This is a genomic window from Rhodococcus sp. HNM0569, from assembly GCF_012726205.1.
In the GTDB taxonomy this organism is placed as follows: Bacteria; Actinomycetota; Actinomycetes; order Mycobacteriales; family Mycobacteriaceae; genus Rhodococcus_F.
Genome location: NZ_JAASAE010000006.1, coordinates 25,756 through 38,702 on the forward strand (window position 1 = coordinate 25,756; position 12,947 = coordinate 38,702).

Annotated in this window: 11 protein-coding genes and 1 pseudogene; 2 read left to right on the forward strand and 10 right to left on the reverse strand. The window is 68.1% G+C overall.

Annotation, left to right across the window (positions count from 1 at the left end):
• Positions 1–228: 228 nt before the first annotated feature.
• From HCA44_RS09990 to HCA44_RS10000, 3 genes are all read right to left on the reverse strand, one after another.
• Positions 229–1,194, reverse strand: coding sequence for a cation diffusion facilitator family transporter (locus HCA44_RS09990; protein WP_169648410.1), 966 nt, complete (start codon positions 1,192–1,194; stop codon positions 229–231).
• The gene (locus tag HCA44_RS09995; protein ID WP_169648411.1) at positions 1,191–1,715 is read right to left on the reverse strand and encodes a DUF5709 domain-containing protein; all 525 of its coding nucleotides are present in this window, start codon (positions 1,713–1,715) and stop codon (positions 1,191–1,193) included. The genes HCA44_RS09990 and HCA44_RS09995 overlap by 4 nt, the downstream gene beginning before the upstream one ends.
• A gap of 114 nt (positions 1,716–1,829) precedes the next feature.
• Positions 1,830–2,951: a hypothetical protein gene (locus HCA44_RS10000; RefSeq protein WP_169648412.1), complete on the reverse strand. Its 1,122-nt coding sequence runs from the start codon at positions 2,949–2,951 to the stop codon at positions 1,830–1,832.
• A 225-nt stretch (positions 2,952–3,176) separates the two neighbouring features.
• On the opposite strand from HCA44_RS10000, the gene HCA44_RS10005 reads away from it, so the two are divergent.
• Positions 3,177–3,419 (forward strand): hypothetical protein, encoded by a 243-nt coding sequence (locus HCA44_RS10005; protein ID WP_169648413.1) that lies wholly within the window; start codon positions 3,177–3,179, stop codon positions 3,417–3,419.
• Positions 3,420–3,506: 87 nt separating this feature from the next.
• On the opposite strand, the gene lpdA is transcribed toward HCA44_RS10005, so the two are convergent.
• Positions 3,507–4,925 (reverse strand): dihydrolipoyl dehydrogenase, encoded by a 1,419-nt coding sequence (gene lpdA / locus HCA44_RS10010; protein WP_169648414.1) that lies wholly within the window; start codon positions 4,923–4,925, stop codon positions 3,507–3,509.
• A 72-nt stretch (positions 4,926–4,997) separates the two neighbouring features.
• A complete protein-coding gene (locus HCA44_RS10015) occupies positions 4,998–6,434 on the reverse strand; it encodes a wax ester/triacylglycerol synthase domain-containing protein (RefSeq protein ID WP_169648415.1) in 1,437 nt (478 codons plus the stop codon).
• On the opposite strand from HCA44_RS10015, the pseudogene HCA44_RS10020 reads away from it, so the two are divergent.
• Positions 6,431–8,491: pseudogene (locus HCA44_RS10020) on the forward strand (prolyl oligopeptidase family serine peptidase); the annotation flags it as partial. The gene HCA44_RS10015 and the pseudogene HCA44_RS10020 sit on opposite strands and share 4 nt — an antisense overlap.
• On the opposite strand, the gene HCA44_RS10025 reads toward HCA44_RS10020, so the two are convergent.
• The 5 genes from HCA44_RS10025 to HCA44_RS10045 are packed head-to-tail and all read right to left on the reverse strand — an operon-like array spanning position 8,454 to position 12,940.
• Positions 8,454–9,293 carry a fumarylacetoacetate hydrolase family protein gene (locus HCA44_RS10025; protein ID WP_169648417.1) on the reverse strand — a complete coding sequence of 280 codons (840 nt, stop codon included), beginning with the start codon at positions 9,291–9,293 and terminating at the stop codon, positions 8,454–8,456. The pseudogene HCA44_RS10020 and the gene HCA44_RS10025 sit on opposite strands and share 38 nt — an antisense overlap.
• Positions 9,290–10,474, reverse strand: coding sequence for a hypothetical protein (locus tag HCA44_RS21255; protein ID WP_206037979.1), 1,185 nt, complete (start codon positions 10,472–10,474; stop codon positions 9,290–9,292). The genes HCA44_RS10025 and HCA44_RS21255 overlap by 4 nt, the downstream gene beginning before the upstream one ends.
• Positions 10,475–10,534: 60 nt before the next feature.
• On the reverse strand, positions 10,535–11,098 hold the full coding sequence (locus tag HCA44_RS10035) for a flavin reductase family protein (protein WP_206037980.1): 564 nt from the start codon (positions 11,096–11,098) through the stop codon (positions 10,535–10,537).
• Positions 11,095–12,543: a cytosine permease gene (locus HCA44_RS10040; RefSeq protein ID WP_169648418.1), complete on the reverse strand. Its 1,449-nt coding sequence runs from the start codon at positions 12,541–12,543 to the stop codon at positions 11,095–11,097. The genes HCA44_RS10035 and HCA44_RS10040 overlap by 4 nt, the downstream gene beginning before the upstream one ends.
• Entirely contained in the window at positions 12,536–12,940 is a 405-nt protein-coding gene (locus tag HCA44_RS10045) for a RidA family protein (protein ID WP_169648419.1), read from the reverse strand. The genes HCA44_RS10040 and HCA44_RS10045 overlap by 8 nt, the downstream gene beginning before the upstream one ends.
• Between the last annotated feature and the right edge of the window lie 7 nt (positions 12,941–12,947).

Consider the following 12,947-nt stretch of genomic DNA (forward strand, 5'->3'; position numbering starts at 1 on the left):
GCACTGAGCCGGCCTGCAGGGGTCACCGGGACGTCCCTGACGAAGCAATGCTTCCCGATACCGGCTGTTTGCTCAACCTGCCCAGACGGTACCGCAGGACTCCGGTGCCAGCAAGAGCGCCGAATCCGGTTGCGGAAAATACTGGACCGCAACAGTTTTCAATGTCAACTTCTTCGCATATTCGGCGTGGCGCACACAAGACAGATGTCTTGCGGCACAGGGAAAACCCTACTCGGGAGTAGATATATCTCGTTCGTCCGGTTCCGCGACGGTCAGCACGACGTCCACGACGTGCTCGTCACGCTCCAGCTCGCGTTCCAGCGCGCGCAGCGTGTGAGCAACTCGTGACTCCGCGGAGTCCCCTACGAGATCGACGCTGGCGACCACGAACAGTTGCCTGGGACCTGTGAATTCGAGTCGAACGAACCTGACCTGCCGTACCGGATCAAGCCGTTCGATGCGCTCGATCACGGCCTCACGCAGGGCGTTCGACCCCGGTTCACCTGTCAGAAACCTTCTGTTGCGGTCGATCAGCACGATCGCGACCACGCCGAGCAGGACACCGACCGCGATCGAACCGATCGCGTCCCACACCGCCGATCCCGTGATCTCGTGCAGCGCGAGACCTGCCGCCGCGAGCACGATGCCGACGAGTGCTGCACTGTCCTCGGCGAATACGGCACGCAGTGTCGAATCCGACGTGTCGAGTGCGTAATCGAGCACGTCGACCTCGAGCTCGCGCGCTTCGCCGCGCAACTGTCGCACCGCCTGCAGCAACGACGTGCCCTCGAGAACGAAGGCGACGGCCAGCACGACATAGGCGAGAAGGTAGCTCTCGCCGCCCGCGTGATCGTGGATCAACGACGTGATGCCGTGCCACACCGACACCGCGGCACCGGCGACGAAAAGACCAACTGCGGCAAGCAAAGACCACACGTAGGTCTCGCGCCCGTAGCCAAGTGGACGCTTGGTGTCGGGCGCTCGCCGCCCGCGTCGATCGGCGACGAGCAGGAGGACTTCGTTGCCGGTGTCGGCCCACGAGTGCGCCGCTTCCGCCACCATCGATGCCGAGCCCGTCACGACCGCCGCCGCGGTCTTCGCCGCGGCCACGCCGAGATTGGCCGCGAACGCGATCGCGACGGTGCGTGTGCTCTCGCCCGCCGCGGCGGGCGCACGACCCGCGCGGTACTTCACTCGCCCGAATCGCGACCGAGTTCGGCTTCGTCCTCGTCGTCGACCGTGTGCACCGCGGCCTCCTCGGCACTCGCTGCGGCGCTGTCGATCCCGACGTCGTCGGCCACGAGGTCGGCCTCGGTGTCCGCGCCGAATCCTTCGTCCTCGGCGACGAGACGACCCGAACGTTCGTCACCCACCTCGTAGTCTTCGACGTACTCGGGATCGCCCGACACGTAGCCCTCGGTCACCTCGTCGGTGTCCTCCGGCTCCTCACCGTCCGGCTCATCGTCGTCCGCGAGCGGCGTGTCCGGGACCTCCTCGGCGAGCTTCTGGTCGAGGCTCTCGCCGCGTTCCTGCTCGGCGTCGGTGACGCCGTACTTGTCGACCCCCAGCGGCCGGTCGGGCGGCGAATAACCCCGGTCGAGCACGTCGTCGACGCCGATGTCTTCGAGCGTGTCCTCGGGCTGGAGCTGGTCGTCCTCGTCGAGGCTGTACTCGCCCTCCGACCCTTCGGGTGTGCTGTCCGCATCTTGGCTCATGGTGTTCACGATGCCACCGCGTCGCGCGCCGTGCTGGGCAATCCGGCAGTCACGACGTGGTGCTGTAACCCGGCCCACCGAGCCAGATTTCGCGCCCGGGTGCCACAACCTCCGTCACGGCAGCGCGTGCCGCAGGATCGCCGCGAAACCGTCCACCGGCTCGATCCGCGGATCCGCACCGATCAGCACCGAGCGGCCGGCGATCGCCGCGAACGGCAGCGCTTCGTCGGCGAGCCGCACCTCCTCGTCCGACGCGCCGAATTCCGAGAGGGTGTCCGCGTCGGGGGCGACCCACGACGGCTCGTCACCGACCACGACCGTGCGCTCGCCCACGTCGCCCACGATCAGCGTGTCGACCGCCTGCTCGCGCAGTGCGCGCGTCACGTCCGCGATGCCCTCGACCGCGAGGCCCGACGCCCTGCCCTTCTCGGCGTTCCAGCGATCGGCGGCATCGCCCACGACCCCGGCCCGGCGCACGGTGATCTCCTCGTCGATCGCGGTGCGCACCTCGACGGTCTTCGCGCCCGCCGCCCGTGAACCCCGCTCCAGTTCGAACGACACCGCGCGCGCCCGCTCGGGGAGCGCCGAGAGCAGCTGCGAGCGCGCACGCACCTCGCCGATGACGAAGAACGGCGCGACCTTCGATCCGTCGGCGGTCGCGGCGTCGAGCCGCTTGGTGACCCGGTCGGCGACCTCGGCGATATTGCGTTTGCGCGCCTCGTCGGTGCGATTCTCGGCATCGCCCCACTGGTCGGTGTCGGCCGACCGTGCTTTGTGGATCGGGTACTGGTCGCCGGTCACGGTTTCCGAGTCGACCACCTCACCGCGCGCATTGTGGATCGTGAGGTCGGCGCCCTCGTGGTCGACCGCGACGACGCCGTAGTACGCGCGGGGAAAGCCGAGTTGCACGACGTCCATGACGAACGGCGCCGCGGCGTAGCGCGCAGTCGCACGCTCGGGCGGATATGCGAGGGCTTCGTCGATCCACACCCGCTCGGCGTTCGCGACGAGGGCCCGGCCACTGCGGCCGACCGGCGGTGCCGACGAGTACACGGCCTTGTCGAGGACCGACAGGACGTCCTCGCCCGCACCCTCGGCGACGAGCCGCTCACGGATCTCGCGCCATCGCAGATCGAACTCCTGCCTGGCGTTCTCCGTGTCGTGCGAATCGTCGAAGCACACGGACGCGAAAGGCCCCTTCGTCGTCAGCAATTCCAGGAACCGGTCTGCGCGCACGGAAGACTCCTTTCGCAGGGGCACAGCATCGCCGGGCGGTAGGCGCCCGGCGATGCACGGACACCGGAAAGATGCCCGATCCGGCGCCGCGGGAAACGCCGACGCGGACACGCGTCGATCCGGGCCGGATGCGCGCGAATCCACCGCGGCAACCACCCGGCCGAACCCGCTCGTTGTGGTTAGCTGATCGGGCAAGCTGTACGGCATCGGCCCCAGGAGGCACGTGTGAGCACCAGAGTGACGGCGACACTGCTGAACGAACTACTCGCCGCCGAGTCCGGCGGCGCAGGCCTCGTCCTCGAAGGCGGCTCGCTGCGCATCGTCGACCCGGTCCCGGACGGTGCACTCGTGGTCGTCACGCGCGACGACCTGAAGCAGCAGCTGCCGCAGGACCGCCCCGTCGGCGAAGGCGACCTCGAGTTCCACGCCGCCGAGCTCGAGTCGGCCATCGATTCGCTCGGCGGCTGACGGCGAGCGGACCACCTGACGACGCGAGCCGGGGCCCGCACGTGCGCAACGTGCGGGCCCCGGCTCGTGTGACGTCCGGGACCGGCGTCAGAAATTGATCATGTGCCCGGCGAGGCCGTGGATCGCCTCCTGCAGTGCCTCCGAGAGCGTCGGGTGCGTGTGGACGTTGCGGGCCAGTTCGTTGACCGTGAGGTCCCACTTCTGCGCGAGGGTGAGCTCGGGCAGCAGCTCCGAGACGTCGGGGCCGATGAGGTGGCCGCCGAGGAGCTCGCCGTACTTCTTGTCGGCGATCAGCTTCACGAAGCCGGTGGGGTCGCCGAGGCCGTGCGCCTTGCCGTTGGCGGTGAACGGGAAGGTCGCCACCTTGACGTCGTAGCCCTCGTCCTCCGCCTGCTGCTGCGTGAGCCCGAAGCTCGCGACCTGCGGCTGGCAGAACGTGGCGCGCGGCATCATGCGGTAGTCGCCGAGTGGCAGCGTCTCGGCGCCGCCGATCGTCTCGGCTGCCACGACGGCCTGCGCCTCCGCGACGTGCGCGAGCTGGAGCTTCGCCGTGACGTCGCCGATCGCGTACACGTGGGGCACGTTGGTGCGCATGTACTCGTCGATCTCGATCGCGCCGCGGTTGGTGAGCTCGACGCCCAGCGTCTCGAGGCCGTAGCCCTCGACGCGCGGCGCGAAGCCCACGGACTGCAGCACCTTGTCGGCGACGACCGTCTCGACGGCGCCGGAGGCGTTGTCCTTGATCGACACCGAGACCTGGTGGCCCTCGTCGTTGATCGACTGGACCGCGGCACCGGTCTTGATCGTGATGCCGAGCTTCTTGTAGGCCTTCGTGATCTCCTTCGAGACGTCCTCGTCCTCGTTGGGGAGTGCGCGGTCGAGGAACTCGACGATGGTGACGTCGACCCCGTAGTTGCGCAGGACGTACCCGAACTCCATGCCGATCGCGCCGGCACCGACGATGACGATCGAGCCCGGCAGATCACGGGCCATGATCTGCTCTTCGTAGGTGACGACGTTCTCGCTGAGCGACGTGCCCGGCAACAGTTTGGTGACCGAGCCGGTAGCGATGATGACGTTGTCGAACGTGATCTCCTCGGTACCGCCCCCGCCCTTGCCGTTCTCGGAGAGCTCGACCGACATCGAGTGCGACCCGGTGAACGACCCGGTGCCGTCGTACTCGGTGATCTTGTTCTTCTTCATCAAGAAATGAACGCCCTTGACGCGCCCGTCCGCGACCTTTCGGCTGCGGTCGAAGGCGGCGCCGAAATCGAAGGACGCCTCTCCGGAGATGCCGAACGTCTTGGCCTCTTTTGTGAAGAGATGCGCGAGTTCGGCGTTACGGAGAAGTGCCTTGGACGGGATGCAGCCGACGTTCAGGCACACACCGCCCCAGTACTTCTTCTCGACAATTGCGGTGCTCAATCCCAGCTGTGCCGCGCGGATAGCAGCGACGTACCCACCGGGACCGGCTCCGAGGACAACGACGTCATAGTGTGAGGTCACAAGCCCCCAGGGTAGTCCTGACGCTTTCCGCGCACCGAGCATGGTGGGGTTACCTGCGAGTAGGCCCGTCGATCAGTCGGGACGTTCCTGCGCTCGGCCCATGAGCGCGGCCCGCACCTCGGCAACCAGTGCGGCCCGCACCTCGGCGACGGCCTCGCGCACGAAGCCCTCGTAACGGTCGACATCCGGCATCACGGCCGGACTCGTGTGGATACCGATCGTGACCGTCTCGCCCAGCCCGTGCACCCCGTGGGTCAGGCCCATCGCGGGCGAGAGCCCCGGGAAACCCGTGGTGAACAGGACGCGGCGGCCGCCGAACTCGAGATCCGCCGCGCCGCGGGCGACGCTCGAGATCACCGTGTTGCCCGCGACCGACGGCGGGCGCAGGTGCAACGGAAAGTCGGCCACCTGGCGGTACAGCTCGGCCGGCTCCGCGCACGCGCGCTCGGCGTCGCGTCGGCGTTGCGCGGGATGGCGTACCCGGCGCGCGCGCAAGGCGAGGTCGCCGCCGATCGCACGGACGCGCTCGGCGGGCGCGAGACCGGGAAACAGCTCGACCGACGCGTTGGTGTAATTGTTGCGGCGCCCACCGCGGGCACCGGCGAACGCGACGGGGATCTCGGCGCCGAGCCGCGCCGGCACGTCGTCACCGTGTGCGCGCAGGTACCGCTCGAGCGCGAGCGAGATCGCGGCGGCCGCGACGGTGGTGACGGTGGCCTTCGCGTCCGATGCTGCCGGGTCGAATGGTGCTGTGTCGAATGGTGCTGTGTCGAACGTTGCTGCGTCGAACACGAGCGCGCGCACGGTGCGTGCGCCGCCCGGATCGGCGTCGACGCGCGTGAGCGGGAAGCCCTCCGCAGGCGGTGGAATCTCGCCGCGCAGCTGCGCGGCGTGCAACTCGGCCTCCGCACGGGCCGCGATGCGTCTGCCGCGCGCCCGCCCGGCCGCGCGGATCGGCACCTGCGCCGCGGAACGGAGGGCGACGGCCTTGCGCGACGGCCCGCGCACGGTGGGCACGCTCGGTGCAGGCGGCGGGCCCGGGGTGAGCAGCTCGCGCGCGATCGCCGACGCCCGCGTGCCGTCCGCGAGGACGTGGGCGATCTGCAGGATCACGACCGTCGCCACGCCTGCGGCGCGCGGTGCGCCGTGCACGGCGCCGAACACGTGCAGCTGCCAGCCGCGGCGGAGCGGTTCGAGCGCCGAGGCAGTCAGGCGCGCTGTGCCGGTGAGGACTTCGCGCCACGTCGACACTTCCGGATGCACGACGACGGCGTCGTCGCCGACCGGCCCGGGCACCCAGTACGGATAGTCGCGCTGGTTCGGCACCTCCTCGATCCGGAGGCCGAGTTCGGGGATCGACCGGGCGCGGGCGGCCACCTCGCGTACGGCCTCCTGGACGTCGACCGGACCGTCGAAGCAGTACACCAGGAACTGGTCGGTGCGCAGCCGTCGTCCGATCCACAGCGCTTGCGCGTCGGCCGAGGCGAGTCGGCGGAAGGCGGGGAGCACGCCGTCACTCTACGAGTACGCGCGATAATGGCGAGATGAGCGATCCCCACCTCTGGTTGGAAGACGTCACCGCGGAAGCCGCGCTCGACTGGGTACGCGAGCGCAACGCACGCACGACCAGCACGTACGGCGAGTCGGCGGAGTTCGATGCACTCGAGTCGAGTCTGCTCGACGTGCTCGACACCGACGCGCGTATCCCGTACGTGAGCATGCGCGGCGAATGGCTCTACAACTTCTGGCGCGACGCCGAGCATCCGCGTGGACTGTGGCGACGCACCACCCTCGCGCGGTACCGCACCGACGACCCCCAGTGGGACGTGATCCTCGACGTCGACGCGCTCGCCGCGGCCGAGGACGAGAACTGGGTGTGGGCGGGCGCCGACGTGCTCCGCCCGAGCCAGGCCCGCGCACTCGTCTCGCTCTCCCGCGGTGGCGCCGACGCCGCCGTCGTACGCGAGTTCGACATGACGACACGGCAGTTCGTCACCGGAGACGACGCGTTCGTTCTACCCGAGGCGAAGAGCGGCGCCGGCTGGGTCGACGAGGACACGATCTTCGTCGAAACCGATTTCGGGCCGGGCAGTCTCACCGATTCCGGCTATCCACGGGTGTCCAAGCGCTGGCGTCGTGGCACCCCGATCGCCGACGCCGAGACGGTCTTCGAGGGCGAGCGCGGCGACGTGTCCGTCGGCACCTCCTACGACGACACCGAAGGCTACGAGCGCACATTCGTGACGCGTGCGGTCGACTTCTACACGTCCGAGCGGTTCGAGGTGCGCCCCGACGACTCGCTCGTCAAGATCGACGTACCCGACGACGCCGGCCTCGGCGTGCACCGTGAGTGGCTCACCGTGCGTCCACGCAGCGACTGGGCGGTGGGTGACGCAACCTACCCGGCGGGGTCACTCGTCGCGATGCCCTACGACGAGTTCGTCTCGGGTGGACGCGAATTCACCGTCCTCTTCACTCCCGACGCGCACACCTCGCTGGAGCAGGCGGTGTGGGTGCGCGATCACCTGATCCTGGTGACACTCACCGACGTGCACACCGGCATGCACGTGCTCACTCCCGGTGCGAGCGAGTGGACACGAAGCGAGATCGACGGCATTCCGCCGCTCACCACCGCGTCGGTGATCGCCACCGACTCACGCATCTCCAACGAGTTCTTCGTCAACGCCAGCGGTTTCACCACTCCCGCGACGCTGCTGTTCGGCAGCCCGGACGCACCACTCGACGTGGTCAAGCGTGCCCCCGGCTTCTTCGATGTGTCGGACGTGGCGGTCGAGCAGTTCTTCGCGACGTCCGACGACGGCACCGCGGTGCCCTACTTCGTGGTGGGCCGTACCGACCGGACCGGCCCCGCACCCACACTGCTGTACGGGTACGGCGGGTTCGAGAACTCGCTCGTGCCGGGTTACAGCGGCACGATCGGCCGGGGCTGGCTCGAGCGGGGCGGCGTGTACGTGGTGGCGAACATCCGCGGCGGCGGCGAGTACGGGCCCACCTGGCACACGCAAGCCGTGCGCGAGGGCCGTCACCTCGTGTACGAGGATTTCGCCGCCGTCGCACGCGATCTCGTGCACCGCGGCATCGCGACCACCGCGAGCCTGGGGGCGCAGGGCGGCAGCAATGGCGGGCTACTGATGGGCGTCATGCTCACGCGCTACCCCGAACTGTTCGGTGCGATCGTGTGCGCGGTGCCGCTGCTCGACATGAAGCGCTACCACCTGCTGCTCGCAGGCGCGTCGTGGATGGCGGAGTACGGCGACCCCGACTCCCCCGACGACTGGGCGTTTCTCGGCGCGTACTCGCCGTACCAGAACACCGACGCCGGTCGGACGTACCCGCCGGTGCTGTTCACGACGTCGACCCGCGACGACCGCGTGCATCCCGGGCACGCACGGAAGATGGCCGCACTACTCGAAGAGCAAGGGCGTGAGACGGTCTGGTACTACGAGAACATCGAGGGTGGCCACGGCGGCGCGGCCGACAACAAGCAAGCCGCATTCAAAGCTGCCCTCACCTATACGTTCCTGTGGCGCACGCTGGCGCACTGATCGGGGTCGACAGCATGCCGATCCCGTCGATCGTGACCTCCACGACGTCGCCGGGCGCGAGGTAGACCGCGGGCGTACGGCCCCTGCCCACCCCGCCCGGCGTGCCCGTGAGAATCATGTCACCGGGATGCAGAGGCACCATGGTCGAGATGTAGGCGACGAGCGCCGCGGGAGCGAACAGCAGGTCCGCGATCGCATGCTCCTGCATCGTGACACCGTTGACGGTCGTCCGCAGTCGCGCGGTGGCGGGATCGAACTCGTCGGCAGTCACCATGACGGGGCCGACAGGCGTCGAACGCGCCCACATCTTGCCCTGGAGCCACTCCGTCGTGCGGTACTGCCAACCGCGCATCGAGATGTCGTCGGCGACGGTGTAGCCGGCGATGCAGTCTGCGGCCTCGGTTTCGTTCACCCGGTGGGCTTCGCGGCCCACGACGGCGACGAGTTCCCCTTCCCAGTCGAGCTCCGGGTCGACGGCCTCGACCGCGTCGCGTGGCCCGGTGAGGGTGTCGGCGAACTTGGCGAACAGGGTGGGATGGCTCGGCAGCTCGCGGCCCATCTCCTCGATGTGGGTCTTGTAGTTGAGACCGACGCACAGCACCTTCGACGGGGACGGCACCACCGCCGCGAGTTCGGCGTCCGCGGGCCGCGACGCGCCGTGCGCCGACTCGGCGAGCTCACGCCAGTCCGGTCGCCCGAGCAGCGTGCCGACGTCCGGATATCCCGGTACGACGGTGTACCCGTCGCTGTCGAGCCGCGCCGCGGCAGTGCCGTCAGACGTCCTGAGAGTTGCGAGTTTCATTCGGGCACCACCAGATCGAAGAATCCCCAGTGCGATCCTGCCGGCAGCGTGCCCGACAGCATGAGACCACACTTCTGTGTCACGACGTGCGACGACCCCCGGTGCTGGGTACCGGCGTGGCTGTCGCGGAAGAACCGTTGTATCGCACCCGGACGCATGACGTGGGCGCCCGCGAAACGGTGCACCAACTGGCCGATCTCGAGAGACGTCCGGTTCGCCAGGCTGCACGCGAGGCGCGACATCGTTTCCTGTTCGTCGGTCAGGCCGCCCTCGACGCGCAGGGTCTCCTCGTTGCCGGTCCACGTCTCCCGCAGCAACGCCATAGTGCCGCGCACATGCGAGTAGTGGCGCGCGAACTCGGCGAAGAACTCGTCGCTCGTGACGAGTGAGTCCGAGCAGGCAGGTCGACTTTGCGCACGCAGCTTCAGCTCGTCGAGCAGCCTGCGGCCGACACCCTGCGACCACGCTGCCTGGTTGAGCCCTGCCACGAGTGCGGGGCCGAGGCTACCGCAGAGGCCACCGCGTCGCGCGTATTCGCGGCCGATGCGGTACACGTGGCGGTCGTCGACGAACAGGTCCTCGGCTATGCAGTCGAGGCTCGCGGTCGCGCGCAGGCCGAGCATGTCCCAGTTGTCCTTGATCCGCAGCGCGTCCCGCGGAACAAGGCACACGAGCTCTTCGCCGGTGTCGTCCACCGTGACGGCAAGATTGATGTGTGTCGCCATCGACACTCCGGGCGAGAACTGCCAGAGGCCGGTCACCCGGTAGCCGCCGTCCTCACGTACCGCCTGCCCGCCGACGTAACTGCTCGACTGGCCGGCCACGGTCGGGTAGTCACCGTTGCCGAACAGCTCGGCCACGGCGTCGTCGTTCAAGTACACCGCTGCCGTGGCGGTTTCGCATGCGAGCGCACGCACCATCCAGCCGATCGACGCGTCCGAATAGGACAGTTTTTCGATCACCTCGAGCACCTGGATCGGTGACGCCTCGATACCACCGAGCTCGGCGGGCAGGAGCAGACGCAGGACACCGCTCTCGCGCAGCGCGGCCTGCACCGCCGGAGTGGGCCGGTGCAGCCTCTCGCCGTCCTCGGCCTCGAGTTGCAGGAGTGGATGCAGGGCATCCAGTTCTCGTGTCAGACGCCTGATCCGATGGCTCGTCTCGCGTTCGACTGTCGTCACGTCGCGCCTCGCTTGTCGTGGTGCGCCGGCTCGGTCGCCGGCTGTGGTGAAGGAATGGTGTCAGTGACCGCCGGGGGCGAGCGCGCCCCAACGGCCCTGGTAGAACAACAGCGGCTCGGCGCTCTCACGCGTCCCGAAGGACGACACCTTGCCGAGCAGGAGGACGTGGTCGCCGCCGTCGTAGCTTGCCCACGGCGTGCACTGGAAGTACGCCAGTGAGCCGTCGATGCGCGGCGCGTCCTCGTCGGTCACCCAGTCGATCACGTGTGTGTCGTCGGGCTTGCCCGCGAACTGCCGTGCGGTCTGCAGCTGGTCGTCACCGAGGACGTTGACGGCGAACGGGCGCTCCAGCAGGTAGGTCAGCGCGCGGGAGGTTCGCATCAGTGAGACGAGCACGAGGGGCGGCTCGAGCGACACCGAGGTGAACGAGTTGACCGTCATTCCGTGGTAGGCACCGCCCGAGCAGTAGGTCAGCACCGTGACCCCTGTCGCGAAGCTGCCGAGCGTGTCACGGAGCTTGCGGGGGTCGGTGACGCCTGCGGGTGTCTCGGCCGCCACCGTGTGCGCGTCGTGCAGGGTCTCGAAGATCTCGGAGTTCCACATGATGTCGGTCACGGCTCTCACTCGGCTTCCACTAGTGCCTGGTCCTGGCTGACGTACGTCGTCGCGGTACCTTCGGGCATCACGCGACGGAGGAGCGGGTAGGCGACGAGCGCAGCGAACAACGACACGACGAACCCGAGGTCGAAGGCGTCGGTGGCCATCAGCACCCAGCCCAGCGCCGCGGACGCGAAAAGTGTGAGCATCCCGGCCCAGTTCCAGTTCTCGATCGAGGACTGCGAGTGGTCGTAACGCGCGCGCCTCACGATGTAGTAGTCGGCCATCATGACACCCGCCATCGCGAGTGTGAACGCTCCGAGGTAAGCGAGGTACTCACTGAATTTCCCGAGGATTCCGCCACCGATCATGCAGAGTGCCACGATGTTGCCCGCGACGACCATCGCCGCGCGACCGGGTTTGCGTCCGGTCAACGAGTCGACCAGGTTGACCAGAGACAACGAACCCGAATATGCGTTGATCGCTTGCGCTTTCGCCTGCGATGCGTAGATCGCGACGAACCCGACCCAGCCGGCGAAGATCACGAAGAACGCACCGGTGTTGCCCATCACGAAGCCGCTGCCCGCCGCGGCCGCCTGTTCGGGTGTCAGGCCCGAGTCACGCGCCACGAGGTAGTCGACGACCGCGGGCATTCCACCGATCACGACGAGCGAGCCGAGCACGGTCATGAGGACGTTCTGGGTGAGCGGGCCCGCCACCGCGAGGATTCCCACGTCGCGCCTGGTTCGACAGTAGCGTGCGAAGTCGGCGGTGATCAGGGCGATCGTGCCGGCTGTCGCCCCCATGACCGCAACCGCCGTCTCGAACTTCTCGAATCCCCCGCCCTGGACGACGCCCGCGTACGTGAACACGTCCATGGGATCAGCGCCGTCGATCACGTAGATTTTGACGACGAGGTAGACAGTGACGAGCAGTGTGACCACGGTGAGCAGCGCACTCGTCCGCAGCGCGAGCTTGACACCGAAGACAGCGAGCGCGATCCACAGTAGTGTGAGCAAGCCGTACAGCATGATTCGGTTCGGCCACGAATCCGGCAGATCGAACATCAGGAGCGTGCCTTCGTACAGCAGCGCCGATTCCATCGCAAGGAAGCCGAGGGTGATGAATGCGAAGATCAGCGAGCCCACCGCCGAACCACGCCTGCCGAAGCCGAAGAAGCGGGACGTGATCGTGCTCGACACACCGGTGGCGTGCCCCATGCGTCCGAGCGCGTACCCGAGCGCGATCCCGAAGATCGCGATGACGATGCCGGCCGCGAGGCCGATCGTGAAGCCCGCGAGAACGACCGTGTAGCCGCCGATCGCGAAGATCACCAGCGCCGTCGCCACCCCGATCGGACTCAACGCGAGCTCGAAACCACCTCTGCGTTCGGCATCCGGAATCCTGGTGAGCGCGTGGTCCTCCGCGGCCGCTGCGAGCGACCGGGGTCCGGCGCCGGTCGTTTCAGTCATCGCCACTGCATCCACGGATCGCGATCGCCTCGATCTCGAGGAGAATCTCGGGCTTGGCGAGCGAGGACACCTCCACGAGCGTGCACGCAGGGAAGTCTCCCGAGAAAAACTCCTTACGCGCATCCCACACCTGCGTGTTGTTCGCGATATCGGTGACGTAGATCGTCATCTTGACGACGTCGTCGACAGCGCCGCCCGCCGCTTCGACGAGGTCCTTGATCTTCTGGAAGACGACCTTGGCCTGTTCGTACTCGGTGTCGCCGACGACGGTCTGCCCGTCCTCGCCGCGCGCCGTCATGCCGGACACGAAGATCATGTCGTCGATGCGCAGGCAGTTGGACCACAGGCCGTCGGCAGGTTCACGGACGGCATCCGAGCGGTAACGCTGCTTGTTCATGGAGTGT

Bases quoted from the DNA above. Each gene is read 5' to 3' on its own strand.
- HCA44_RS10045 (WP_169648419.1), bottom strand. From the start codon at position 12,940: ATGAACAAGCAGCGTTACCGCTCGGATGCCGTCCGTGAACCTGCCGAC.
- HCA44_RS09995 (WP_169648411.1), bottom strand. From the start codon at position 1,715: ATGAGCCAAGATGCGGACAGCACACCCGAAGGGTCGGAGGGCGAGTAC.
- HCA44_RS10040 (WP_169648418.1), bottom strand. From the start codon at position 12,543: ATGACTGAAACGACCGGCGCCGGACCCCGGTCGCTCGCAGCGGCCGCG.
- HCA44_RS10025 (WP_169648417.1), bottom strand. From the start codon at position 9,293: ATGAAACTCGCAACTCTCAGGACGTCTGACGGCACTGCCGCGGCGCGG.